Annotated in this window: 22 protein-coding genes; 7 read left to right on the top strand and 15 right to left on the bottom strand. The window is 64.0% G+C overall.

From position 1 onward, the window contains the following. Positions 1-177: 177 nt before the first annotated feature. Entirely contained in the window at positions 178-2658 is a 2481-nt protein-coding gene (gene rpoD / locus AC1D1F_RS12660; RefSeq protein ID WP_477697118.1) for an RNA polymerase sigma factor RpoD, read from the top strand. Positions 2659-2739: 81 nt separating this feature from the next. Here rpoD and AC1D1F_RS12655 read toward each other — a convergent pair whose 3' ends face one another. The 14 genes from AC1D1F_RS12655 to AC1D1F_RS12590 form a co-directional block, all read right to left on the bottom strand. After that, positions 2740-3636 carry a dienelactone hydrolase family protein gene (locus AC1D1F_RS12655; protein WP_477700737.1) on the bottom strand — a complete coding sequence of 299 codons (897 nt, stop codon included), beginning with the start codon at positions 3634-3636 and terminating at the stop codon, positions 2740-2742. A gap of 51 nt (positions 3637-3687) precedes the next feature. Further along, entirely contained in the window at positions 3688-4779 is a 1092-nt protein-coding gene (locus AC1D1F_RS12650; RefSeq protein ID WP_477697120.1) for an aldose epimerase family protein, read from the bottom strand. Then, entirely contained in the window at positions 4776-5684 is a 909-nt protein-coding gene (locus AC1D1F_RS12645; protein WP_477682391.1) for a TRAP transporter substrate-binding protein, read from the bottom strand. Before AC1D1F_RS12645 ends, AC1D1F_RS12650 begins: the two co-directional genes overlap by 4 nt. A 211-nt stretch (positions 5685-5895) precedes the next feature. Next, positions 5896-6873, bottom strand: coding sequence for a Bug family tripartite tricarboxylate transporter substrate binding protein (locus AC1D1F_RS12640; RefSeq protein WP_477677704.1), 978 nt, complete (start codon positions 6871-6873; stop codon positions 5896-5898). 88 nt (positions 6874-6961) lie between these two features. Next, a complete protein-coding gene (gene glxR / locus AC1D1F_RS12635; protein ID WP_477677703.1) occupies positions 6962-7852 on the bottom strand; it encodes a 2-hydroxy-3-oxopropionate reductase in 891 nt (296 codons plus the stop codon). Positions 7853-7898: 46 nt separating this feature from the next. Next, positions 7899-8681 (bottom strand): 2-dehydro-3-deoxyglucarate aldolase, encoded by a 783-nt coding sequence (gene garL / locus AC1D1F_RS12630; RefSeq protein ID WP_477677702.1) that lies wholly within the window; start codon positions 8679-8681, stop codon positions 7899-7901. A 50-nt stretch (positions 8682-8731) separates the two neighbouring features. Beyond that, complete coding sequence (locus tag AC1D1F_RS12625; protein WP_477700736.1) at positions 8732-9721, bottom strand: Bug family tripartite tricarboxylate transporter substrate binding protein; 990 nt, start codon at positions 9719-9721, stop codon at positions 8732-8734. Positions 9722-9788: 67 nt separating this feature from the next. Continuing rightward, positions 9789-10892 carry a lactonase family protein gene (locus tag AC1D1F_RS12620; RefSeq protein WP_477677700.1) on the bottom strand — a complete coding sequence of 368 codons (1104 nt, stop codon included), beginning with the start codon at positions 10890-10892 and terminating at the stop codon, positions 9789-9791. Between the two features lie 31 nt (positions 10893-10923). Further along, on the bottom strand, positions 10924-12498 hold the full coding sequence (gene garD, locus AC1D1F_RS12615) for a galactarate dehydratase (protein ID WP_477677699.1): 1575 nt from the start codon (positions 12496-12498) through the stop codon (positions 10924-10926). Positions 12499-12512: 14 nt separating this feature from the next. Beyond that, complete coding sequence (locus AC1D1F_RS12610; protein WP_477654146.1) at positions 12513-13811, bottom strand: TRAP transporter large permease; 1299 nt, start codon at positions 13809-13811, stop codon at positions 12513-12515. Between the two features lie 8 nt (positions 13812-13819). Next, the gene (locus AC1D1F_RS12605; RefSeq protein WP_477697424.1) at positions 13820-14308 is read right to left on the bottom strand and encodes a TRAP transporter small permease; all 489 of its coding nucleotides are present in this window, start codon (positions 14306-14308) and stop codon (positions 13820-13822) included. A gap of 112 nt (positions 14309-14420) precedes the next feature. After that, positions 14421-15392: a TRAP transporter substrate-binding protein gene (locus AC1D1F_RS12600; RefSeq protein ID WP_477654148.1), complete on the bottom strand. Its 972-nt coding sequence runs from the start codon at positions 15390-15392 to the stop codon at positions 14421-14423. Positions 15393-15438: 46 nt separating this feature from the next. Next, positions 15439-16329 (bottom strand): SMP-30/gluconolactonase/LRE family protein, encoded by an 891-nt coding sequence (locus tag AC1D1F_RS12595; RefSeq protein ID WP_477677698.1) that lies wholly within the window; start codon positions 16327-16329, stop codon positions 15439-15441. Between the two features lie 16 nt (positions 16330-16345). Next, entirely contained in the window at positions 16346-17155 is an 810-nt protein-coding gene (locus AC1D1F_RS12590) for an NAD-dependent epimerase/dehydratase family protein (RefSeq protein WP_477677697.1), read from the bottom strand. A gap of 225 nt (positions 17156-17380) precedes the next feature. On the opposite strand from AC1D1F_RS12590, the gene AC1D1F_RS12585 reads away from it, so the two are divergent. The 5 genes from AC1D1F_RS12585 to AC1D1F_RS12565 all read left to right on the top strand — a co-directional run bounded on the left by AC1D1F_RS12585 (position 17381) and on the right by AC1D1F_RS12565 (position 22396). Next, a complete protein-coding gene (locus AC1D1F_RS12585) occupies positions 17381-18154 on the top strand; it encodes a FadR/GntR family transcriptional regulator (protein WP_477676971.1) in 774 nt (257 codons plus the stop codon). Between the two features lie 64 nt (positions 18155-18218). Then, positions 18219-19586 carry a glucarate dehydratase gene (gene gudD / locus AC1D1F_RS12580; RefSeq protein WP_477697422.1) on the top strand — a complete coding sequence of 456 codons (1368 nt, stop codon included), beginning with the start codon at positions 18219-18221 and terminating at the stop codon, positions 19584-19586. A 164-nt stretch (positions 19587-19750) separates the two neighbouring features. Then, on the top strand, positions 19751-20740 hold the full coding sequence (locus AC1D1F_RS12575) for a sialic acid TRAP transporter substrate-binding protein SiaP (RefSeq protein WP_477676969.1): 990 nt from the start codon (positions 19751-19753) through the stop codon (positions 20738-20740). Between the two features lie 131 nt (positions 20741-20871). Further along, positions 20872-21933, top strand: coding sequence for a Gfo/Idh/MocA family protein (locus tag AC1D1F_RS12570; protein WP_477676968.1), 1062 nt, complete (start codon positions 20872-20874; stop codon positions 21931-21933). A gap of 148 nt (positions 21934-22081) precedes the next feature. Beyond that, positions 22082-22396 (top strand): winged helix-turn-helix transcriptional regulator, encoded by a 315-nt coding sequence (locus AC1D1F_RS12565; protein ID WP_436155132.1) that lies wholly within the window; start codon positions 22082-22084, stop codon positions 22394-22396. A gap of 80 nt (positions 22397-22476) precedes the next feature. Here the strand turns inward: AC1D1F_RS12565 and AC1D1F_RS12560 are convergent, their stop codons facing one another. Beyond that, positions 22477-23487: a Bug family tripartite tricarboxylate transporter substrate binding protein gene (locus tag AC1D1F_RS12560; RefSeq protein WP_477676966.1), complete on the bottom strand. Its 1011-nt coding sequence runs from the start codon at positions 23485-23487 to the stop codon at positions 22477-22479. A gap of 153 nt (positions 23488-23640) precedes the next feature. Here AC1D1F_RS12560 and AC1D1F_RS12555 point away from each other — a divergent pair, with 153 nt between their 5' ends. After that, a complete protein-coding gene (locus AC1D1F_RS12555) occupies positions 23641-24342 on the top strand; it encodes a GntR family transcriptional regulator (RefSeq protein ID WP_477676965.1) in 702 nt (233 codons plus the stop codon). Positions 24343-24348 lie beyond the last annotated feature (6 nt).

The following is a 24348-nucleotide window of genomic DNA, read 5'->3' as shown; positions in this document are numbered from 1 at the left end:
CCGGAAAAATAAACCGCAACGTGCCTCTGGCGCTGCCCGGCCTGTTTTTCCGCTCTCCCGTTCCTGACCCTGAATCCTTGTCACCGTGCCTGTGCTTTGCATAGGCGCCAAGGCGCATTTTTGTTTACTGGTAGCTGATAGATATTTAGAACAATTTTCCCGATTACTGGAGGTCCCATGCCTACTGCCAAGCCGAAAAAGCCGAGCACGTCCAAAAAGCCGCAAGGCGCGCAGCCCAAAGCCGCCGCCAAGCCCAAAGCCAAGACAGCGCCCAAAGCCGCTGCCCGGCCCGCAGGCAAGCCTCCAGTCAAAGCAGCAGCCAAAGCCGCCGCCAAACCTGCCGCCAAAAGCGCCAAGGTTGAAAAACCGGGAAAAACCGCCATCTCTGTCAAACCCAGCAAACCCAATGCCCTGGTGAGCAAAGCCCCCCTGAAAACCGTGAAATCCGTGGTTTCCGATTTGCCCCTGAAGAAAGCTCCTGCCGTGCCGACCAAGTCCAGCCCTGAATCCAAGCCCCTAGCCGCCGCCCCTGCCGACGTGCCCGTGAAAAAGAAGCCCGGCCGCCCGCCCAAGAACCCCGCAGCCGACGGCAGCGCGCCTGCCGCCACCACCGGCGCCAAGCGCGGCCGCAAGCCCAAGAACGCCACCGCCGCGCCCAAGGACGGCGAAGACCTCGACCTGTCCGACATTGAGGACGACCTGGTCGGCGAACCCGTGGCGGAAACGACCGAGAAGGTCAAGCCGCTGCGCATGAAGATCAGCAAGGCGAAGGAACGCGCCCTGATGAAGGAATTCGGCCTGGACGAGACCGTCCTCTCCGAAGAAGACATGCTCAAGCGCCGCCTGCGCCTGAAGACCCTGATCAAGCTCGGCAAGACGCGCGGCTACCTCACGCACGGCGAAATCTCCGACCACCTTCCCGACAAGCTGGTCGACGCTGAAACGCTGGAAGTCGTGGTCAACATGCTCAACGACATGGGCGTGGCCGTGTACGAGCAGGCGCCCGACGCCGAAACCCTGCTGCTGAACAACACCGGCCCGACCGTCGCGACCGAAGAGGAAGCCGAAGAAGAAGCCGAAGCCGCGCTGTCCACCGTCGACAGCGAATTCGGCCGCACCACCGACCCGGTCCGCATGTACATGCGTGAAATGGGCACGGTCGAGCTGCTCACGCGCGAAGGCGAAATCGAAATCGCCAAGCGCATCGAGGGCGGCCTCATGAAGATGATGGAAGCCATCTCGGAAAGCCCGGCCACCATCGCTGAAATCATGCGCCTGGGCGAGGAAATCCGCGAAGGCAAGATCGTCATCTCCACCGTGGTCGACGGCTTCTCCAACCCCAACGAGGCCGACGACTACGTGGCCGAGGAAGACTTCGACGAATTCGACGAGGAAGACGACGACGACGGCAAGGGCGGCTCCAAGGCCCTGACCAAAAAGCTCGAGGAACTCAAGAAGGAAGCGCTCAGCCGCTTCGACAAGATCGCCACCCTGTTCGAGAAGGTCCACAAGACCTACGACAAGGAAGGCTACGGCACGCCCACTTACGTGAAGTCGCAAAAAGCCCTGAGCGACGAGCTGATGACGGTGCGCTTCACCGCCAAGACCATTGAAAAGCTCTGCGACATGCTGCGCGGCCAGGTGCTGGACGTGCGCAAGAAAGAGCGCGAGCTGCGCCGCATCATCGTCGAGAAATGCGGCATGCCCCAGGAAATCTTCATCAAGGATTTCCCGCCCAACCTGCTGAACCTGAAATGGGTTGAAAAACAGGTCGCATCCGGCAAGCCCTGGTCGGTGGTGATGGCCCGCAACGTGCCGCCCATCCAGGAACTGCAGACCAAGCTGGGCGAATTGCAGGCCCGCGTGGTGGTGCCGCTGGCCCAGCTCAAGGACATCAACAAGCGCATGAACGAAGGCGAGTCCAACTCGCGCGACGCCAAGAAAGAGATGATCGAGGCCAACCTGCGCCTGGTGATCTCGATCGCCAAGAAGTACACCAACCGCGGCCTGCAGTTCCTCGACCTGATCCAGGAAGGCAACATCGGCCTGATGAAGGCCGTCGACAAATTCGAATACCGCCGCGGCTACAAGTTCTCGACCTACGCCACCTGGTGGATTCGCCAGGCGATCACGCGCTCCATCGCCGACCAGGCGCGGACCATCCGCATTCCGGTGCACATGATCGAGACCATCAACAAGATGAACCGCCTGTCGCGCCAGCACTTGCAGGAGTTCGGTTTCGAGCCGGACGCCAGCATCCTGGCCGCCAAGATGGAGATTCCGGAAGACAAGATCCGCAAGATCATGAAGATCGCCAAAGAGCCGATCTCCATGGAAACGCCGATCGGCGACGACGACGATTCGCACCTCGGCGACTTCATCGAGGACAGCGCCAACACCGCGCCGCTGGAAGCCGCGATGCAGGCCGGCCTGCGCGACGTGGTCAAGGACATCCTCGACAGCCTGACGCCGCGCGAAGCCAAGGTGCTGCGCATGCGCTTCGGCATCGAAATGTCCACCGACCACACGCTGGAAGAAGTCGGCAAGCAGTTCGACGTGACGCGAGAGCGCATCCGCCAGATCGAAGCCAAGGCGCTGCGCAAGCTCAAGCACCCTTCGCGCTCGGACAAGCTGCGCAGCTTTATCGATACGTTGTAAACGCGCTACCCGCCTCAAAAAAGCCCGGCCCGCAAGGCGCCGGGCTTTTTTATGCCTGGCGAAAATTCAGGGCGTGGTCAGTCAGGGCGCCGTCAGCCCGACCTTGCGCACAAAGGCGTCCAGCGGCACCGACCACATCTTGCCGCCGTAGGTCAGCAGCGAATGCCCGTCATGCCCCTGCACCGGCCCGGTCTGGACAAGCTGCGTGTCGCTGCCGCCGGCCTTGAAGGCCTCGTGCCACTGGCGGGGTGCTTCGGGCCCCCAGTACTGGTCATTCTCGGCATACAGCCACAGGTTGGGCACCTTGACCAGCTTGCCCAGCTCGCCATAGGTCTTGCGCAGGGTTTCCGGTCCGCAGCTTTTGGTCGGCGATGACTCGGGGTTGCCGCCCGAGCCGCCGGCGAAATTGACGGCGCCAATAACGCCCGGCAGGTTAAGCGCGGCGACCGACACCGTGGTCATGCCGCCCACCGACTGCCCTTCGAGCAGCAGCCTGTCCTTGCGCACCCAGGGCTGCTGCAGCGCCCACTGGTGCAGCGCGACCACCGTCTGGCCGGCCCGGCTGGCCACGCGCGTGAAGTCGGGCTCGCCACTGCAGACATTGCCGTTCCAGCGCGCACCCGAGTCTTCCCGGTCCATCCCGCCGGTATCGCCATAACCCGGCCGCACCGGGGCAATCACCGCAACGCCCTTGTGAAGCCAGTAGTTGGCATGCCCGACCAGCACCGGGTATTCAAGCTTGGCCCTGTCGACGCGCGACGGGGCCCGCCCATGGGAAAAGATCACCAGCGGAAACGGGCCTTCGCCGGGGGGTTTGTAGACATGGGTGACGACCTCAAACTGCTTGCCGTCGACCAGCAGGGGCAGTTTGACGACCTGCGGCGGCACACGCTCGGGCTGCTGCGCCCAGGCAGGCCCGCCCGCGATCTGCGCCACCCACATCACCCCAAGCCAACATCCCAGTTTCCACCCTTGCATGCCCGGCTCCTTGTTGTGTGTTGCCGGTGCATTCTGACATGCGCAAGCTTTTTATGAGGTGCTGAAGCGGTACAGCGTGCGGCCCTGGCGGCCCTGCCCCGGCGCATGGACGGCCGAAGAGAAGGAGGGTATGTTGGGCGCGTTCGGGTAGCCCTGTGGCTCAAAGCACAGGCTTTGCTGCTGCACGTAGCGCCTGCCGCCCTTGCCCGGCCCACCGGCCAGCGCTTCACCGGCCACCATGCCGGTGTAGAACTGCATCGTGGGTTCGGTCGACCAGACCTCCATTACGCGGCCGCCGGCCGGCGCGCGCACGCGCGCGCAAAGCGCCAGCTCACCCGCTGTGTCGCGGTCTATCGCGAAGCAGTCGTCGTAGCCCGCGACACCGCCCGCGGCCTGCAGACCGTGCACCCGCGTATCCAGCACCGCCGGTTGCCGGAAATCAAACGGCGTCCCGTCCACCGGCAACAGCTCGCCCGTGGCAATCAGTTCGGGCGTCATCCCGAAATAACGGCTCGCGCAAATCATGACTTCATGCCCCAGAGCGCTGCCGCTCCGCGTGCTGTTCATGCCTTCGAGGTTGAAGAAGGCATGCGTGGTGAAGTTGGCCACGGTGGGCGCATCGAGCGCCACCGCTTCGTAATCGAGCACCAGCTCATTCTCATCCGTCACGCTGTACGTCAGGTTCAAGGCCAGTGTTCCGGGAAAACCTTCCTCGCCGTCGGAAAACACATAGCGCATCTCCACGCTGGAATCGTTGTGCTGCACCGCATCGAACACCTGGAAGCGTGAGCCGCGCAGGCCGCCGTGCAGACAGTGCGGGCCGTTGTTGGCGGCCAGCTGGTGTTCCACACCGCCCAGTTTGAAACGCGCATTTTCTATACGCCCGGCATAGCGCCCGACAAAGGCGCCCACGGAGGGCGAGCCGCCCACCACGCCTTCGATGCTGTCGTAACCCAGCACCACGTCGTCAAGGCGGCCCTCGCGGTCGGGCACCAGCACCTGTTCGATCTTGGCGCCGTAGTTGGTCACGCACACCACCATGCCGCTGCGGTTGCGCAGCGTGAACAGCCTGACCGGCTTGCCATCGATCTCGCGCGCGAAGCGCGCGGCATCGAGCAACAGGGGAGAATCCGCGCCGCTCACTTGGCAATGATGGTCAGCAGTTCTTCACGCGTGGTGGGGTCGGCCATGTACTTGCCGTACAGCGGCCCCATGCGCCTGACCATGGGCGAGGCATCCCGGACCTTGACGAACTGCGAGCCCTGCTTGGTGGTGGTCTCCAGGGCCGCGGCGACACGCTTGTTCCAGAGCTCGCGCATCAGGATGGCGGATTTGGCGCCGGCTTCGCTAAACGCAGCCTTGTCTTCCTTGCTGAGCTTGTCCCAGAGCTTGGTCGACACCACCAGCGCCTCGGGCGAGATCACGTGGTTGGTCATGTAGACGTTTTTGGCGACCTTGTAGTGCCCGGTGGATTCATACGAAGGCAGGTTGTTCTCGGCGCAATCAACCTTGCCCTGCTCCAGCGCGCCCAGCACTTCCTTGAAAGGCAAGGCCACCGGTTTGGCTTCCATGAGTTTCACCATTTCGATGTAGACCTCGGACTGCTGCACCCGGATGTTCATGCCGGCCAGGTCCCGGATGTTGTTCACGGGCTTGACGCAGTAAAACGAACGGCCGCCGCCGTCATACCAGCCCAGCACCACGAAGCCGGCGGTTTTCAGGTTGGCGGAAAACCGCTCGCCCAGCTTGCCGTCCAGGTGGCGGAACATATGGGCTGAATCGGTGAACAGGAAAGGCAGGTTCAGCACCTTGATGCCCGGCACGGCGTCCGACAAGGGACCGGAGCTGAATTCGGCTACGTCGATCTCGCCGCTCTTGAGCATCTGCACCGCCTTGGGCTGGTCACCCAGCGAGCCGTTGTTGAAGAGCTCGATGTTGTAGCGGCCGCCGGTGCTTTTGGCGACCTGTTCCACAAAGCTCTTCAGGGCTTCCGAGACCGGGTAGCCGTCGGGGTGGATGTTCCAGGCCCGCAGCTTGGTCTGGGCCATCGCGGTGCTCGCGCATAGCGCGAAAGAGAGGCATAAGAGCCCCTTGAAAGAAATACGCAATTTTGTCTCCTGGATAGGTCGTAACGGCCGCCTCTGACGGGCTGGCTCGTATTTTGTCAGTGTTTGAATCCCTTCACGGATGTTCACACGGATGACTCGCCGCCGTCCAAAGACAAGCGGCGATATCACCACTAATTCACGCAAACACTCTTCAGTCTAACTTGATGTTGGCGTCCGAGACGACCTTGGCCCAGCGGCTGCGTTCCTGGTTGAAGAAGCCGTCCTGCTGCGCCGGCGTCATGGTCACGACCTCGGCGCCCTGCCCCGCCAGCTTGGCGCGTATGTCCGGGCTGCGGATGATCTTGATGAGCTCGTTGTTGAGGCGGTTGATGATGGCCGCGGGCGTGCCGTTGGCCACCAGCAGGCCCTGCCAGGTGCCGGACTCGAAGTTCGCCAGGCCTTGTTCCGCCAGCGTCGGCACATTGCCGATCAGCGGCATGCGCGTGCTCTTGGAGACGCCCAGGATTTTCAGCTTGCCGCTTTGCACATGCGGCAAAGTGGCCAGCATGCCGTTCATGAGGATCTGGGTTTGCCCGGCGATGGTGTCGCTGACGGCTTGTGAGCCGCCCTTGTAGGGGATGTACTGCCATTTGGCCTTGCTGGCCCGTTCGACGGCCACGCCGGCCAGGTGCGGCGCGCTGCCCATGGCCGTCACCGCGAAATTCAACTCGGTCTTCTGCGACAACGCCACCAGTTCCTTGAGGTTGCTGACGGGCACCGAAGGATGGACCACCAGCAGGTGCGGTGAATACGCCAGCATGGTGACGCCGCGCAAATCCTTGGACGGGTCGAAACTCAGCTTGGGGTAGACCGAAGGGCTGATGGCCAGCGCGCCGGTGTCGCACAGCAGCAGCGTGTAGCCGTCGGGCGCGGACTTGGCCACGATGTCGGCGCCCAGGTTACCGTTGGCGCCGGCTTTGTTGTCCACGATGACCGACTGCTTGAGCGCTTCGGACAAAGGCTGCGCGATGGCGCGGGCGATGATGTCCGAAGAGCCGCCCGGTGGGTAAGGAACCACCAGGCGTATCGGTTTGGACGGCCATCCGGCCTGGGCGTTGGCGGCGCCGGTTGCAGCGCCCACACCCATGGCCACTGAAGCCGCAATAAGTTCTCGTCGATTGATAGCCATGTTTGTCTCCTGAAGGTCTAAAAAGCGGTTACCCCTCCGCCGCGTCGGGAACCTCTCTCGGGCTCCTCGTGCGCGCCTGTCTTTCTGCTCAGGCCGATTTCGCGACTTCGTGGTTGCCCAGGAGCTCCAGCGCCCGCACCAATGCGGAGTGGTCCAGGTCCTGCATGCCGTTGGCGGCGCAGGCCTGCATCAGCTGGGCGGCGCCCGCCGTCTGCGGCAGGGCCAGGCCCAGGGTGCGCGCGCCGCTGAGCGCCAGATTCAAGTCCTTCTGGTGCAGGCCGATACGGAAACCGGGTGCGAAGGTGCGCTTGATCATGCGCTCGCCGTGCACTTCCAGGATGCGCGAGGAGGCAAAGCCGCCCATCAGCGCCTGGCGCACCTTGGCCGGGTCGGCGCCGGCCTTGCTGGCGAACAGCAGGGCTTCGCCGACGGCCGCGATGTTCAGCGCCACGATGATCTGGTTGGCCACCTTGCAGGTCTGGCCGTCGCCGTTGCCGCCCACCAGCGTGATGTTCTTGCCCATCAGCTCGAACAGCGGCTTGACGAGGTCGAAGGCCGCTTGCGGGCCGCCCACCATGATGGTGAGGCTGGCCGCCTTGGCGCCGACTTCGCCGCCCGACACCGGGGCGTCAAGGTAGTCGCAGCCCAGGGCATTGATTTTTTTGGCGAACTCTTTCGTGTCCATCGGCGAGATGGAGCTCATGTCGACGACCGTCTTGCCCTTGGTCAGCGCGCCCACCACGCCGCCTTCGCCGAACAGCACCTTGGCTACGTCGGGGGTATCAGGCAGCATCAGGAAGATGATGTCCGCCTGTTTCACCACGTCGGTGATGGAATCGCAGGCCTTGCCCTTGCCGGTCAACAGTTCCGCGGGCACCTTGCCCAAGGTGGTCATGAAAACTTCGTGCCCTGCCGCGATGAGGTGCGCCGCCATGGGGTTGCCCATGATGCCCAGGCCGATAAATCCAAGCTTGCTCATTTCAAAATACTCCAGTCAAAAATTCAGTCGGAAACGATGGCGCCGATCAGGCGCGGTAACGGTCGTGCAAGGCTTGCGTCGCGGAGCGGAACACACCGAGGTCGCTGCCCACGGCCACAAAGGTGGCGCCCATTTCCATGTAGCGGCGCGCGTCGGCTTCCACCGGGGCCAGAATGCCCGTGGGCTTGCCGCAGGCCTTGGCGTTCGCAAACACGGCGGCAATGGCTTTTTGTACATCGGGATGGCTCGCGTTGCCCAGGTGGCCCAGGCCGGCCGCCAGGTCGGAAGGGCCGACAAAAATGCAGTCCACGCCTTCGACCTCGGCAATCGCGCGCGAAGCCGCGACACCGGCGCTGCTTTCGATCTGCAACGCGACGCAGATCTGGTCGTTGATGCCCTTGAAATACTCGGGCACCGTGCCGTAGCGGTTGCTGCGCTGCGATACCGACACGCCGCGCACGCCTTGCGGCGGGTAGCGCGTGGCGGCCACCGCGCGCCGCGCCTCGTCCGCGCTTTCGACGAAGGGGACCAGGAAGTTGTAGAAACCGGCGTCCAGCAGGCGCTTGATCTCGACCTCGTTGTTGCTGGTGGGCCGCACAAAAGGCGCGCTGGGGCTGTCCTTGAGCGCCATCAGTTGGGGAATGAAGGTGCCCACATCGTTGGGCGAATGCTCGCCGTCAAGCAGGATCCAGTCGAAGCCGGCCACGCCCAGCACCTCGGTGGTGATGGCATTGGCCAGCGACGACCAGCAGCCGATCAGCTTTTTTCCAGCCAACAGGTCGCGCTTGAAGCTGTTGGGAAACGGTTGGTAGGGAGTTGCTTGTGTCATGGTGATGTGCTTTTACGTTTCTGTTGGAATCAGCGTGCGGGCATGCCGCGTTATTCGGCCTTGATGTTCGCCGCCTTGATCACCTGCGCCCACTTGGCGACTTCGGCGCGCTGGAAAGCGGCAATCTGCGCCGTCGTCATATTGGCCGGCTCCATGCCGAAGCCCTTGAGCTTTCCCTGCATTTCAGGTTCCGCCAGGATGCGGGCGATCTCGGTGTGCAGGCGGTCGACCACAGGCGCGGGCGTTCCCGCCGGCGCAAAGATGGCCTGCCAGGACAGCACTTCGAAGTTGGCCAGGCCCTGCAAGCCGGACTCGGCCACCGTCGGTACGTCCGGCATGGAGGCCAGCCGGCTGGCGGAGGTCACCGCGATCGCGCGCAGCTTGCCGCTCTGGATGTGCGGTGCCGCCACGACGCTGGTGTCGAACATCATGTCCACCTGCCCGCCGATCACGTCCTGGATGGCCGGGCCGCTGCCCTTGTAGGGGATGTGCGTGAACTTCACGCCGGAGCGGAAAGCCAGCAACTCCAGCGAAAGGTGTTGCGAGGTGCCGGTGCCGGCCGAGGCGGACGACAGGCCGCCGCTTTTGCCCTTGCTGGCTTCGAGCACGTCCTTCAGGGTCTTGTAGGGGCTGGCCTGGTTGACCACCAGGACCAGTGGGTTGGTGCCTATGAGCGTGACGGGCGCAAATGACTTGATCGGGTCATAGCCGATTTTCGGATAGAGGCTGACGTTGATCGCATGCGAGCTGACTGTGCCGCCCACCAGTGTGAAGCCGTCCGGCGCGGCGCGTGAGCCCACTTCCGAACCGACGCTGCCGCCCGCCCCGGGCTTGTTGTCGACGATGATGGTGGTGCCCAGCGCCGTACCGAGCTTCTGCCCGATCAGGCGGCCCAGCACGTCGGTGGTGCCGCCCGCGGCGAAGGGCACCAGGTAGGTGATGGGCTTGCCGGTAGGCCAGTTGCCCTGGGCGAATGCGGTCAGCGTTGAAAGGCCGGCCACGGCGGCCAGCGCGGTAGTGAGCAGGATACGGCGTTGCATGAGGGTGTCTCCTTCAGGTGTGTTGTGTTGTGTTGTGTCGGGGTGAGTGGATGGACTGTTCGGCCTCTCAGGGCATCTCGACGATTTCAATCCAGTTCGGGTTCTTGCCGACGGGCAGCCGCTTCGGTGCGCCCAGCGCGCCCGTCGCGGCGTCGATGGCGTGCACGGACACGCTGTGCGAGTCCTGGCCCGCCGCGATCAGGTAACGTCCCGCGGCGTCGATGGCGAAGCCGCGCGGGGTCTTCTCGGTGAGCGTCTGGCCCAGGGACTCCAGCAAACCGGTGGCGGCATCGACACGGAAGGCTGAAAGCGTGCTGGACGTGCGCTCCGAGGCGTAGAGGTAACGGCCGTCGGGTGTGAGGTGCAGGTCGGCGGCCCAGGGTTTGCCGGCAAAACCCGCCGGCAGCGTGGTCCGGGTCTGCAGCAGCTTGAGCGTGCCGCGGCTGCCGTCCCAGGCGAACACCTGGAGCTGCGCGTCCAGCTCATTGAGCAGGTAGGCAAAGCGCTGCGCCTTGTCCCAGACAAAATGGCGCGGGCCGGATTTTGCGGCGGAGGCGGTCAGCGCCGGATCATTGGGCGAGAGCACACCGGTGGCGGCGTCAAAGCGCCAGCTGGTCACGTTGTCGTTGCCCAGGCTGGTGGCCAGCACGAAACGGTTGGCCGAATCCGCATGGATGGCGTGCGCATTCGCGATCCCGGGAATCAGCTGCTGGATGGCGCCGGCCTTGCCCTCCTTGTCGATGGCGTTGACGGTGATCTTGTGGCCGGGATAGGACGCCGCGAAAAGCCAGCGCCCCGTCAGGTCGGTGTCGATATTGGCCATGCTGTCGGCCAGCGACGCTTCGCCGAGCTTGCGCAACTTGCCGCTGGCGCCGTCAATAGCGAAGCTCACGACACGGAAAGGCTGGGAACGCAGCGCGGCATACAGGAAGCGCTTGTCCGGGCTCACGGCCATGGGCATCACGGCTCCGCCCACGTTCACGGTCTCCACCGGCTTGAGCGTGCCCTGGGCACGGTCCAGCTCGAGCACCGAGATTTCCTGGCTGTCGGCATTCGACACGTACACCCAGGTGGCGGCGGAAGCCGCACCGGCGGAGGCCGCGAGGCCGGCTGCCGCCAGCAGCCGAAAAGCCAGGCGCAGTGCGCGGGAATTTGAGGGAACGATGTTCATGGTCTGTCTCCTTTTGTTGTTGATGGACGGCTCAGGTCACGGGCGCCGGGTTGAACAGCACCAGCGCGTTGTGCAGCTTCCAGTGCTCGGCCCAGGTTTTCTTGCGGCCGCTGGCCACATCCAGCATGAACTGGAACAACTCCCAGCCGACGTCTTCGATCGTGGCGTCGCCGTCGGCGATGCGGCCGGCGTTGATGTCCATCAGGTCATGCCAGCGCCGCGCCAGGTCGGTACGCGTGGCCACCTTGATCACCGGTACTTCCGCCAGCCCGTAAGGCGTGCCGCGGCCGGTGGTGAACACGTGGATGTTGATGCCCGCGGCCAGCTGCAGCGTGCCGCAGATAAAGTCGCTGGCGGGCGTCGCGGCGTAGATCAGGCCCTTTTGTTTGACCTTTTCACCCGGCGAGAGCACGCCGCTGATGGGCGCGCTGCCGGACTTGACGATGGAGCCCATGGCCTTTTCGACGATGTTGGACAAGCCGCCTTTTTTGTTGCCGGGCGTGGTGTTGGCGCTGCGGTCCACGCGCCCCTTTTGCAGGTAGGCGTCGTACCAGGCCATCTCGCGGATCATGGCCTCGGCCACTTCCGGCGTGCTGGCCCGTGAGGTCAGCTGGTCTATGCCGTCGCGCACCTCGGTGGTTTCGGAGAACATCACCGTCGCGCCGGCGCGCACCAGCAGGTCGGTGGCAAAACCCACCGCCGGGTTCGCCGTCACGCCGGAAAACGCGTCGCTGCCGCCGCACTGCACGCCCACCACCAGTTCGCTGGCGGGCACCGTCTCGCGCCTGCGCGCGTTGAGCCGCTCCAGGTGCAACAAGGCGGTCTCCATGATCGAGTCGATCATGGACATGAAACCGACGTGGTTCTCGGACTGCAGGCAGACCACGTCCAGTGCGGCTTCGGCCGTCGTGCCCACGTCGGCCACGTTGCGCTCGTCGATGATCTGTATGCTGCCGGGGGGCAGCAGGCGCTCGGGCTGCAGCTTCTCGCAGCCCAGGCTGACCACCATGACCTCGCCGCCGAAGTTGGGGTTCAGGCTGATGTTGCGCAGCGTGCGTATCGGGATGATGGCGTCGGGCGCGTCGATCGCCACGCCGCAGCCATAGGTGTGCTCCAGCCCCACCACGTCGTCGACATTGGGAAAACGCGGCAGCAGTTCGGCCTTGATACGCTGGACGGCAAAGTCCACAACACCGGCCACGCACTGCACCGTGGTGGTGATGGCCAGGATGTTGCGGCTGCCGACCGAGCCGTCCGGGTTGCGGTAGCCCTCGAAGGTATAGCCTTCCAGCGCCGGCAGCGGCTCGGGCCGCACCGTCGCCTTGGGCAGGTTGTCCAGCGAACGCGCGTCGGGCATTTGCAGCAGGCGCTCATGCACCCAGCTGCCAGCGGGAATGTCTTTCAGCGCATAGCCGATGGGCACGTTGTAGCGCAGCACCGCCGCGCCCTGCGGCAAATCCACCAGCGCCACCTTGTGGCCCTGGGGCACACGCTCCACCAGCCGCAGGCCGTCCGCGAAGGCGGTGCCCTCGGGCAGGCCGCCGTCGTTGGCGACGATCGCGACGTTGTCGCGAGGGTGCATGCGGATGTGAAGCGGTGCGGCCATGGCGTGCGATTCCTTTATTTACCGACCACCATGTACAGGCTCGGGAGCCACATGGAGAACGCGGGAATAAACGTGACCAGTGCCAGCGCGAAAATCAGCGCGCCGTAGAAAGGCCAGATGGTGCGCATCACGGTGCCCACGGACACCCCGCCTATGGCGCAGCCCACGAACTGGGTGGTACCCACCGGCGGCGTGTTCAGGCCCAGCGCGCAGTTGATCAGCAGCACGATGCCGAACTGCACCGAGCTCATGCCGTAGTGCTGGGCGATCGGCAGGAAAATCGGGGTGCACAGCAGGATGGTGGCTGCCATGTCCAGGAAGGTTCCCAGCACGAACAGGATGATGTTGATCAGCAGGAAGATCACCCACGGGGTGGTGGTGACCTGCGACAGCATCTGCCCCGTCAGTTCCGCGACGCCGTAAAGGCTGATGAGGTAGCCGAAGGTGCTGGAAATGCCGATCAGCAGCAGGATGACGCCGGTCGTCTTGACGGCTTTGGAGGCGGCCTTGATGAAATGTTCCCACTTCAGGGTGCGGTAAACAAAGATGGTCAGGGCCAGCGCATACAGGACAGCCACGGCGGCGGATTCGGTGGCGGTGAAGATGCCCGACAGAATGCCGCCGAGAATCAGCACGACAATCATCAGGCCCGGCAGCGCCGCGGCGAGCGAGCGCGCAACAATTGCCCATCCCGGAAAACTGCCGGCTGGATAACCGCGTTTCACGGCGACCAGGTAGGCCGCCGCCAGGTTGCAGATGGTCAGGATCGCCGCGGGCACCAGTGCCGCCAGGATCAGCGCCGCAATCGACACCTTGCCGCCGGCGGCCAGCGAATAGATGATCAGGTTGTGGCTGGTCGGCATCAACGCGCCCACCAGGGCCGCATGCGTCGTCACGTTGACGGCGTAGTCGGCGTGGTAGCCCTCTTTCTTCATCATCGGGATCATGACGGCGCCCATGGCGGACACATCGGCCACCGGAGAACCCGAAACGCCGCCGAACAAGGTGCAAGCCACCACGTTGGACATGCCCAGGCCACCGCGTACATGGCCGACCAGGTTGCGCGCCAGGTTCACGATGCGGTCGGCAATCCCGCCGTAAAGCATCAGTTCACCAGCGAAGATGAAAAACGGAATCGCAAGAAAGGAAAAGATCCCCATGCCGGAGGTCATCTGCTGGAAGCCGACCGCCAGCGGCAGGCCTTCATACAGCAGCGTGGCCAGCGCGGACAGGCCGATGGAAAACGCCACCGGCACGCCGAGCAGCAGGAACAGCGTGAAGGAAATACAGAGAATGAGTAATGGAATTGTCATGATGTTGCTTAGCCCCAGGCCGGTTCGACTTCTTGGCCCTTGGCGAGCGCGATGATGTGTTCAATGGAGAACATCACGATGAGAACGCCCGCAATCGTTGCGGGAACATAGCGCCATCCCTCGGAAATCCACAGGGTGGGCAAGCGGTAGCTCCACACGGACTCCGCCAGCGAGGCGCAGTTGTAAGCCATGGCGGCGCCGAACAGCATGACCAGCGCGTGAATCAGGTACTCCATCTTCAGGCGAAGGCTTTCCGGCGCGAGAACCAGAAAGGATTCCAGCCCGATATGGCCGGCGTCGCGAACGCCCACCGCCGTGCCGAACATCGTGACATACAGCACCAGCAGCAAGGCCAGGCTCTCCGCCCAGGTTGGGGTGTTATTCAGGACATAACGGCCGAAGACCTGCCAGCTGACGGCACAAATCACCGTCACAAGGCCGAGAATTCCCAGCCACATGCAAGTCCGGGCGAGCCCGCGACAAATTTTTGTGTACATAAATAAAGTGCGGACGTGAGAGCCGCCCCAGAAAAAACCAGAAAAATTTTGCAAGCGGCAAGAACCGCCGTAAAACGCGCCGGCCGCAAACAGGCCGGCGCGGGATCAAGACTTACTTGGTGTCCTGGATCCGTTTGACGAGGCTCTTCAGCGCAGCGTCGGTGATGAACTTGTCATAAACAGGCTTCATGGCATTCTGGAAAGACACCTTGTCGACCTGGATGATCTCGGCACCACCGGCTTTGACGGTCGCCAGCGATTTTTCCTCGCGCTCGTCCCACAGCTTGCGCATGTAAGGCACCGACTCCTTGGCCGCCTGGCGAATGGCCTTCTGGTCATCGGCGCTCAGGCCGTCCCAGGTGCGCTTGGAGAACAGCAGCATCTCAGGCGCCATCGAATGCTCGGTGATGGAGTAAAACTTCGCCACTTCAAAATGGCGCGAGCTTTCATACGACGGGTAGTTGTTTTCGGCGGCGTCAACCAGGCCGGTCTTCAGCGCGGTGTACACCTCGCCAAACGGCATGGGCGTCGCGTTCGCGCCCATGGCTTCCAGCAACGAGACCCACAGGTCCGACTGCTGAACACGCACTTTCAGGCCTTTCGCGTCGGCAAGCGAACGAACGGGTTTTTTGACCGTGTACAGGTTGCGCGCACCGCTGTCGTAATACGCCAGGCCGATAAAGCCTTGAGGCGCGCACGAAGCCAGGATCTGCTCGCCGATGGGGCCGTCCAGCACATGGCGCATGTGATCCTTGGAGCGGAACAGGAAAGGCATGGTCGGAACCTGCGTTTCGGGGCAGATGTTGTTCATCGGCGCGATGTTCACGCGCGTCATCGCCAGGGCGCCGATCTTGGTCTGCTCGATCGTGTCTTTTTCGCTGCCGAGTGCGCTGTTGTTGAACACCTTGATGCTGTGCTTGCCGTTGGTCAGCACCTTGAGGCGCTCACCCATGAACTTGACGGCCTCGACGGTGGGGTAACCGTCGGGGTGGATGTCCGACGAGCGGAACTCGGTGGCAAAGCTTGCCATCGGCATCAGCGCCAGGGCGGCGGCTACGGCAAACAATGTTTTTTTAATCTTCATGTCTCATCCTCTAAGGTTGGTGGTGGAAAGCGGGTAGCGGGAACTTTTAATACAGGCACGCGGTTTCGGGCAGCCCGCGAACGCCGGGGCGCAACGCGAACACACCGCCGGCCAGCGGCTGGTCAGATAGATCGACACCTTCAGGGCGTATCGATGTCACGAACAGGGTGTCAAGCCCGGCGCCGCCGAAGGCGCACATGGCGGGCTTCTTCACGGGCACGGCCAGCGAACGGTCCAGCTTGCCGGCGGGCGTGAAGCGGTGAACCAGGCCGGCGTCGTTGCCGCAGATCCAGTAGCAGCCGTCGGCGTCGACAGCCGCGCCGTCAGGCCGGCCGGGCAGCGGGTTCATGTCGATGAAGAGGCGCCGGTTCGACGGGATGCCGGTTTTGGTGTCGTAATCAAACGCCCACACCGACTGCACCGAAGGGTGCGAGTCCGACAAATACATGGTGCGGCCGTCCGGGCTGAAGGCCATGCCGTTGGGGGTGATGAAACCCTCGAGCAGCAGTTTGAGGCCGTTGCCCTGGTAGCTGTAGATGTTGCCGACGCGCGCGCCCGCGGCCATGTTCATCTGCATGGTGCCGGCCAGGAAACGTCCCTGCCGGTCGCAGCGGCCGTCGTTAAAGCGCATGCCGGCCTGGGCGTGGGTCACGCTTGTGAGCCGGTCAAAGCCAAGCTCGCCGCCGGCCTTCGGACTGATGCGGAACACGCCGCTTTCGGCGCCGGCAATCCAGTCCTTCGCACCCAGGCGGCCAATGCAGGCGGGCATTTCAGGCGCCAGCCATTCGGTCAGAGCGGCGTCGGCCACACTCCAGCGGCAAAGCCTGCGCGCGGGAATGTCGACCCAATAAAGCGCCTGTTCAGCCGCATCCCAGACGGGGCTTTCGCCCACGCCGTTGCGCGCATCCAGGACCAGTTCAGCTTGAGCTTCACTCATATATATAGAGAGATGCTCAGTCGCCGAAGGGGCCGGCCACGACAAAACCGCCGCCCTGGTACTGGGCCACCGGGTCCTTCAAGTCGGGCGCGGGGGTGCGGGCATAGACTGCCTCGCGGAAGATGTCGGAGCTGTCCTTGGGCACGTAGCCGATATGGCGGGCGCGGCTGTTGTCCCACCAGGTCACGGCGTTGTCGGACATGCCGAAGACGATGCTATGGCCCAGCACCGGCGTCGTCAGGCAGGCGGTGATCAGGCGGTGCAGGTCGTCAAAGCTCAGCCAGGTGGCCAGCATGCGGCGGTCCTTGGGCTCGGCGAAGGAGGAGCCTATGCGCACGCAGGCGGTTTCAATGCCGTAGCGGTCGAAATAAAGGCGCGACAGGTCTTCGCCGAAAGCCTTGCTCAGGCCGTACAGGCCGTCGGGGCGCGGCGGGTGGTCGGCGTTGATGGTCTGGTCCTGGCGGTAAAAGCCGGTGACGTGGTTGGAACTGGCGAAGACGATGCGCTTGACGCCGTTCTTGCGCGCCGCTTCATACAGGTTATAGGCGCCCAGGATGTTGGCCTGCAGGATGGGGCCGAAAGGCCCTTCCACCGAGACACCGCCCAGGTGGACGATGGCATCCACGCCCTGGACCATGGTGTGCACCGCGGCGGAGTCGGCCAGGTCGGCCAGCACCACTTCTTCGCCGGCCGCGGCGGCGCCGAAAGGCTGGACGTCGGACAAGCGAAGCACCGAACAATTGGCCTTCAGGCGCTCGCGCAAGGCCTTGCCCAAACCGCCGGCAGCACCGGTCAGCAACAGTTTTTCATGAACTTTGATGGTCATTTTTTACGTCTGGGCCCGGTGTCGCCATAAATCCGACAAACACTGGACTTTTTTTTGGAGTTTGTTAAAGTCAACCTACAAATGCATCAGTCATAGGTTGTCTGATGACTCGGAATTCTCGGTTTCGCCCCCTAGCTTGTCAATGGTTTTTTAATGGACTCAAGGAAAACCCCTAGTCGCCCGGAAGCAGGCCTTACGCCTGCCTTTCACGAAGAGCTGCCGCGCATGCGCCGGCCGCGCGGGCTGGTGGGCGAGATCGTCGAAAGCCTGGCCACCAGCATCCGCGAAGGCCGTCTCCAGCCGGGCGAAAAACTGCCCACCGAGGCCGAAATCATGGCCCGCTTCGACGTCAGCCGCACCGTGGTGCGCGAGTCGCTGTCCAAGCTGCAGGCCTCGGGCCTGGTCGAAACCCGGCACGGCATCGGCACTTTTGTGCTGCAGCCGCAGAGCGCCGGCAACTTCAAGATCACGGCCGAGGACTTTGCCACCGTGGCCGACGTGATCTCGGTGCTGGAGCTGCGCATCAGCCTGGAAACCGAGGCCGCGGGCCTGGCCGCCCAGAGGCGGACGCCGGAAAACCTCATCGCCATGGAAAACGCCCTGCGCGCCTTTCACGACTCCATCAGCCTCGATTCGGACGCGGTGCCGCCGGACTTCCAGTTCCACATGGAAGTGGCCCGCTCCACCGGCAACCGCCACTTCGCCGACCTGATGACCTACCTGGGCACCATGATCATCCCGCGCACCCGCGTGAACACGGCGCACTCCGCGCCCGAGGGTCGTTTCAACTACCTGCAGCGGGTCAACAGCGAGCACGAAAGCATTTACAACGCCATCCGCAACCAGGACGCCGAGGCCGCGCGCGCCGCCATGCGCACGCATCTGTCCAACAGCCGCGAACGGCTGCGCCGGGGCAATAACGCGCACACCATGCAACCGCCGGGAGAGCCTGCGGAGATGCAGCCTCCCCTGCCCCTGGGTACAAACCTGGTTGCATAAAGAATCGGCGAGTTGTACGATAACTGATAAATCAACTTTATCAACCCTCCACAACACGCCCGGTATGCCAGCCTCCCAAGCCTCCCCTGTTTCCCCACCCGCCGCTTCGCAAACTCCCCGCATCACCCGCGTCCAGGTGATCCCGGTGGCCGGCCAGGACAGCATGCTGCTGAACCTGAGCGGTGCGCACGGCCCCTTCTTCACCCGCAACATCCTGATCCTGACCGACAGCTCCGGCCGCACGGGCGTGGGCGAGGTGCCGGGCGGCGAGAAGATCCGCAACACCCTGCAGGACGCGGCGCCGCTGATTGAAGGCCAGTCGATAGGCGCGTGGAACCAGATCCTCAACACCCTGCGCACCGCCTTCGCCGACCGCGACAGCGGCGGCCGCGGCAACCAGACCTTTGACCTGCGCGTGGCGATCCACGCCGTGACCGCCGTGGAAAGCGCCCTGCTCGACCTGCTGGGCCAGTTCCTGGGCGTGCCCGTCGCAGCCTTGCTGGGCGACGGCCAGCAGCGCGATTCGGTGGCCATGCTCGGTTACCTGTTTTACGTCGCCGACCGCAAGCAAACCGGCCTGGCCTATGCGTCGGCGCCTGACGAGAAAGACGACTGGCTGCGCCTGCGCCATGAGGCCGCGATGGACGCCGACGGCATCGTCGCGCTGGCCGAAGCGGCCTACAAGCGCTACGGGTTCAAGGACTTCAAGCTCAAGGGCGGTGTGCTGCGCGGCGAAGAAGAGATGGAAGCCATCACCGCGCTGGCTGAGCGTTTTCCCGAGGCGCGCATCACGCTGGACCCGAACGGCGGCTGGCTGCTCAAGGACGCCATCCGCATCTGCCAGGGCCGCGGCGACGTGCTGGCTTATGCCGAAGACCCCTGCGGTGCTGAAGGCGTGTTCTCGGGCCGCGAGGTGATGGCGGAGTTCCGCCGCGCCACGGGCCTGCCGACCGCCACCAACATGATCGCCACCGACTGGCGCGAACTGTCGCACACCATCCACCTGCAGTCGGTGGACATCCCGCTGGCCGACCCGCACTTCTGGACCATGCAGGGCTCGGTGCGCGTGGCGCAGATCTGCCAGACCTGGGGCCTGACCTGGGGTTCGCATTCGAACAACCACTTCGACATTTCTCTGGCCATGTTCACGCACGTGGCCGCCGCCGCGCCGGGCAAAGTCACCGCGATCGACACGCACTGGATCTGGCAGGACGGCCAGCGCCTGACGAAGGCGCCGCTGCAGATCGTCGGCGGTGAAGTCGCCGTGCCCAAGCAGCCCGGCCTGGGTGTGGAGCTGGATATGGCCGAGGTGGAAAAAGCCCACCAGCTCTACCTCAAGCACGGCCTGGGCGCGCGCGATGACGCCGTGGCCATGCAGTACCTGATCCCCGGCTGGACCTTCAACAACAAGATGCCCTGCATGGTCCGGTAAAGCCGGCAGCTCCCCGGGATTTAGAGGATTCCGGAGGCCTTTTGTTTTGTTTTTTGTCATTGGGCGCGCCAGCGGCCCAGCAGGCGACTAGGGGCGGTATACCCCGGTGCCTTTTTCACCAGCGATACCCGTTCACCACTAATACAAACACCTGGAGACAAGACATGAAACGCAGAACCCTTTGCAGCCTTGCGGGCGCAACGCTATTGGCGCTGGCCGGCACGCTGGGCGCGGGCGGCGCCGCCGCGCAAACCAAACTCAAATGGGCGCACGTCTACGAGACGTCCGAGTCCTTTCACAAGCAGGCCGTCTGGGCCGCCGATGAAATCAAGAAGAAGACCAACGGACGCTACGTCGTCGAAGTCTTCCCGGCTTCGTCGCTGGGCAAGGAAACCGAAATCAACCAGGGCCTGACGCTGGGTACCGTGGACATCATCTACACCGGCGCCGCCTTTGCCGGCCGTGCCTATCCGCCGCTGTCCATCGCCGCCGCGCCTTTTGTGTTCCGCGACTACAACCACTTCCAGGCCTTCCGCAACGGCCCGATCTTCCAGGAACTGGCCCAGGGTTATGCAAGCAAGACCGGCGGCCAGCACATCGCGGGCTACACCTATTACGGTCTGCGCCACATGACCTCGAACAAGGCCATCTTCAAGCCCGAGGACATGAAGGGCCTCAAGCTGCGCGTGCCCGACGCGCCGCTGTTCGTGATGTTCCCCAAGGCGGTGGGCGCCAACCCGACGCCCATCGCGTTTGCCGAGGTCTACCTGGCGCTGCAGAACGGCACGGTCGACGCGCAGGAAAACCCGCTGCCCACCATCGAGGCCAAGAAGTTCTATGAAGTGCAGAAGTACATCACGCTGACGGGCCACATCACCGAATCGCTGGTCACCGCCGTGTCGGGCTCGGTCTGGTCCAAGCTCAGCGACGCCGACAAGAAAATCTTCGACCAGGTTCTGTGGGAAGCCTCCAGCCGCGCCAGCCAGGACATCGTCGATGCGGAAAACCGCCTGGTCGCCGAATTCGAGAAAAAGGGCAAGACGGTCAACAAGGTCGACCGCGCGCCTTTCGCCGCGGCCGTGCTGCCCTCGCTGACCGCCGCCGACGCGCCCTGGCCCAAGAGCCTCTACGAACGCATCCAGGCCATCAAGTAAAAGCCAGCGAACAAGCGGGAGGACGGCGCGGGCTGCCCTGCCCTCCCCCATCCATCCGCCTTTATTTCCGCATCGCGTTCAGAAACTAGCGGCCGCCCACTTGCGGCCGGCACCCACATCTCGAACAAGACATGCTTCCACTTCAATCCCAGCGGCTGCGCATCGCCGTCATAGGCGCGGGCCTCGGGTCCGCACCCCATTTCAACAGCCTGCGGGACCTGGCCGGCGAAGCCGAGCTTGTGTGTGTCTACGGCCGCAGCGCCGAGCGGCTGGCGGGTGTGGACGTGCCCGCCGGCGCGCGCAAGACCACGCGACTGGAGGACATCCTGGAAGATGCGAGCATCCAGGCCGTGCTGGTGCTGACGCCGCCCAACACGCATCTCGAGCTTGTGCAGCGCGTTGCGCGCGCGGGCAAACACGTGCTGGTCGAAAAGCCGCTGGAGACAGACCTGAACCGCGCCAACGCGCTGGTGGAGGCTTGCGAACAAGCCGGCGTCACGCTGGCCGTCATGCTGCAGCATCGCCTGCGCGAAGCGGCGGTGGCGCTGCGCGGCTTGATGGTGTCAGGCGAACTGGGGCAGCTGGTAAGCGCCACCGCCGCCGTGCGCTGGTGGCGGCCGCAGAGTTATTACGACGAGCCCGGGCGCGGCACCCTGGCACGGGACGGCGGCGGCGTGCTGATCACGCAGGCCATCCACACCCTGGACCTGTTGCTGAGCCTCATCGGCATGCCGGCGCGCGTGACGGGCATCGCCGGCACCAGCGCGGTGCACCGCATGGAAGGTGAAGACACCGCGGCCGCGTTGCTGCACTATGACAGCGGCGCGGTGGCCGTGGTGCAGGCCACGACGGCAGCTTACCCGGGATTTCCAGAGCGCATCGAACTCAACTTCACGCGCGGCACGGCGACACTGGAAGGCGGCGAGATGCGGGCTGCTTTCCAGGACGGCCGGACCGTGAGTGCCGGTGCGCGCCAGGTCTCGGGCGGCGGCGCCGACCCCATGGCCTTCGACCACGCCGCCCACAGGACAGTGCTGCAGGATTTCATACGCGCGGTGAAGAACGGCACGGCGCCAGCTGTCACAGGGCGCTCGGCGCTGGGCGTGCAGCAGTTCATAGAAGCCGTCATGGCATCGTCACAGTCGGGCGGCACGGTTCCCCTGCATCCGGCCGCCCTGATTCCCGTGATCTAAGACGGGTAGGCCCTCATCCAGATGTGGCGGGCATGTTCAGCTATAAAACTCGTAGCAGCCAGGGAATTGCGTTATATTTGGTTCCCGCCGATAGAAGCTTTTTGCTTAATAACACCTGTGACCGAATTGTGACCGAGGAGACGAGCTGATGAGTGCCAAAGAAAATGCAGCGGTAGGTCAACTACTTGAACTGCTGGAAGCACGCTATGCATTGCGCGTGCTGTGGGCTCTGAAGGACGGCCACCCCCAGACCTTTCGCCTCCTGCAAGACAGCGTCGGCAACATCACGCCCAACACCCTCAACACCCGCATCAAGGAATTGCGCGCCGCCGGCCTGATCGGCCATGGCAGCGACGGCTACATCGTCACCACCTTGGGCGCCGACCTGCTCAAGCGCCTGAACGACCTGCAGGCCTTCGCCGGCAAATGGGTGATCAGCCAGACGAAAAAACCCAAGCCCTGAGAAGCGGCTTGGCCGGCTCATCGGCACGAAAAAAAAAGCGACCACTTCGGTCGCTTTTTTTGTTATCCGACCAGACGCCCCTAGTCCACCGCGGCGCCCGAACGTTTCACCGCATCACCCCACAGCGTCATGTTGCTCGCGATGTGCCTGGCGAGTTCTTCCGGCGTGCCGGGCGCGGCCTCCGCGCCGCGCGACTGCAGTTGCGCGCGCAACTCGGGATCGGCCAGCGCCTTGTGGATTGCTTCGTTAAGCCGGTTGACGATGGGACGCGGCGTACCGGCGGGCACAAAAATCGCGTCCCACGCGCTGACGTCAAACCCGGCCAGGCCGGACTCCGCGATGGTGGGCAAGTCGGGCCAGCCCGCGACGCGCGTGGCCGTCGTCACCGCCAGCGGCTTGACGCGGCCGCCCTTGGCCTGCGGCGCGGCATTGGGCATCACCTCGATCATCATGTCGATCTGCCCACCCATCAGGTCGGTCATGGCCTGCGCGCCGCCACGGTAGGGAATGTGCACCACCGCCAGGCCGGCGCGCGATTTGTAGATCTCACCGGCCAGGTGCGAGGTCGTGCCGTTGCCGGCCGAGCCGAAGGTGTACTTGCCCGGATTCGCCTTGAGCAGTTTGGTGAGCTCCGCCATGGAGTTGACCTGCAGCGTGGGCCGTACCACCACCATGGCCGCGATGCGCGTGAGCTGGCTCACCGGCTCGAAGTCGCGCACGCTGAAACCCGGGGATTTGTAGATCGCATGGTTGATGGCATGCGTGCCGTTGGTGCCATAGAGCAAGGTGTAGCCGTCGGCCGGCGACTTGGCCGCCGCCGCGCTGCCCACATTGCCGCCGGCGCCGCCCAGGTTTTCCACCACGATGGGCTGGCCAAGTTCTTTGGCCGCGCGCAGCATGACCAGGCGCGCCAGCGTGTCGCCGCCGCCGCCGGCTGGAAACGGCACGATCAGCTTGATGGGCTTGTTGGGATAGGCCGCGGCCGGCTGGCCGTGGGCGGCAGGGGCGATCAGGGCTAAAGCAGCCGTCGCAGCAAGCAACATGCGGCGGGCTACGGCAATCGGCCGCAGGTGGGGAAAAGGCGAATTCATCGTGTCTCCTGGGGAAATAGGGCATGCTCGACGGCATTTAAAATTCTTAGTGATCTTATTTTATTGCACGCAATACTGGTAGTAATCACCTAGTTAACCCTTAGATACATAAGTATTGCATGCAATAATCCGTCAACTTTACCTCCACAGCCCATGTCTTCCCAGATCGACTACACCACCAACGAATTGAGGCGACGAATCCTCAGCGGCCAGGCGGCGCCCGGCGAACGCATGGTGGAACTGGAGCTTTCCGCCCAACTGGCCGTATCGCGAACGCCCATACGCATCGCGCTCGGCGAGCTTGAAAAAGAAGGCCTGCTGGAACGCTTGCCGACGCGCGGCTTTCGCGTGCGCCAGTTCAGCGTTGACGAAATCACCAATGCGGTCGACGTGCGCGGCGTGCTGGAAGGCATGGCGGCACGGCAGGCGGCCGAGCGCGGCCTCGGCCCCGACACCCGGGCCGAACTGCAGGCCTGCATTGATGAAGGCCGTTTGCTGCTAAAGAAGGCCGAGGCCGCCGGCCACGTGATCGACGCGGCCCGCTGGGTGCCCATGAATGCGCGTTTTCACGCCGCGCTGGTGGAAGCCGCCGGCAACAGCACGCTGGCCTCGGCGCTGGCGCATGTCAGCAAGACCCCGATGGCCGGCGCCGGTGCGCTGAGCCTGAACGGCGCCTTGCCGCTGCTGGAGTTCGGCTACATCCAGCGCGCCCAGAGCGACCATGAAGACGTGCTGGCCGCGCTGCTGGCCGGCGAAGGCACGCGCGCCGAAGCGCTGATGCGCGAACACGCCCACCGCAGCCGCGACAACAAGCGCGAGCTGATGGCGCGCATGCAAAAACTCCCCGCGGCCTGAGCCTTT

Source organism: Polaromonas sp. P1_H6 (assembly GCF_056405195.1).
This window is presented reverse-complemented; position numbering and strand designations above follow the sequence as displayed.

Bases quoted from the DNA above. Each gene is read 5' to 3' on its own strand.
- AC1D1F_RS12585 (WP_477676971.1), top strand. From the start codon at position 17,381: ATGCGCCGGCCGCGCGGGCTGGTGGGCGAGATCGTCGAAAGCCTGGCC.
- gudD (WP_477697422.1), top strand. From the start codon at position 18,219: ATGCCAGCCTCCCAAGCCTCCCCTGTTTCCCCACCCGCCGCTTCGCAA.
- AC1D1F_RS12610 (WP_477654146.1), bottom strand. From the start codon at position 13,811: ATGACAATTCCATTACTCATTCTCTGTATTTCCTTCACGCTGTTCCTG.
- glxR (WP_477677703.1), bottom strand. From the start codon at position 7,852: ATGAGCAAGCTTGGATTTATCGGCCTGGGCATCATGGGCAACCCCATG.
- AC1D1F_RS12590 (WP_477677697.1), bottom strand. From the start codon at position 17,155: ATGACCATCAAAGTTCATGAAAAACTGTTGCTGACCGGTGCTGCCGGC.
- AC1D1F_RS12625 (WP_477700736.1), bottom strand. From the start codon at position 9,721: ATGCAACGCCGTATCCTGCTCACTACCGCGCTGGCCGCCGTGGCCGGC.
- AC1D1F_RS12620 (WP_477677700.1), bottom strand. From the start codon at position 10,892: ATGAACATCGTTCCCTCAAATTCCCGCGCACTGCGCCTGGCTTTTCGG.
- AC1D1F_RS12570 (WP_477676968.1), top strand. From the start codon at position 20,872: ATGCTTCCACTTCAATCCCAGCGGCTGCGCATCGCCGTCATAGGCGCG.
- garL (WP_477677702.1), bottom strand. From the start codon at position 8,681: ATGACACAAGCAACTCCCTACCAACCGTTTCCCAACAGCTTCAAGCGC.
- garD (WP_477677699.1), bottom strand. From the start codon at position 12,498: ATGGCCGCACCGCTTCACATCCGCATGCACCCTCGCGACAACGTCGCG.
- AC1D1F_RS12595 (WP_477677698.1), bottom strand. From the start codon at position 16,329: ATGAGTGAAGCTCAAGCTGAACTGGTCCTGGATGCGCGCAACGGCGTG.
- AC1D1F_RS12565 (WP_436155132.1), top strand. From the start codon at position 22,082: ATGAGTGCCAAAGAAAATGCAGCGGTAGGTCAACTACTTGAACTGCTG.
- AC1D1F_RS12640 (WP_477677704.1), bottom strand. From the start codon at position 6,873: ATGGCTATCAATCGACGAGAACTTATTGCGGCTTCAGTGGCCATGGGT.
- rpoD (WP_477697118.1), top strand. From the start codon at position 178: ATGCCTACTGCCAAGCCGAAAAAGCCGAGCACGTCCAAAAAGCCGCAA.
- AC1D1F_RS12575 (WP_477676969.1), top strand. From the start codon at position 19,751: ATGAAACGCAGAACCCTTTGCAGCCTTGCGGGCGCAACGCTATTGGCG.
- AC1D1F_RS12560 (WP_477676966.1), bottom strand. From the start codon at position 23,487: ATGAATTCGCCTTTTCCCCACCTGCGGCCGATTGCCGTAGCCCGCCGC.
- AC1D1F_RS12600 (WP_477654148.1), bottom strand. From the start codon at position 15,392: ATGAAGATTAAAAAAACATTGTTTGCCGTAGCCGCCGCCCTGGCGCTG.
- AC1D1F_RS12555 (WP_477676965.1), top strand. From the start codon at position 23,641: ATGTCTTCCCAGATCGACTACACCACCAACGAATTGAGGCGACGAATC.
- AC1D1F_RS12655 (WP_477700737.1), bottom strand. From the start codon at position 3,636: ATGCAAGGGTGGAAACTGGGATGTTGGCTTGGGGTGATGTGGGTGGCG.
- AC1D1F_RS12645 (WP_477682391.1), bottom strand. From the start codon at position 5,684: ATGGCCCAGACCAAGCTGCGGGCCTGGAACATCCACCCCGACGGCTAC.
- AC1D1F_RS12605 (WP_477697424.1), bottom strand. From the start codon at position 14,308: ATGTACACAAAAATTTGTCGCGGGCTCGCCCGGACTTGCATGTGGCTG.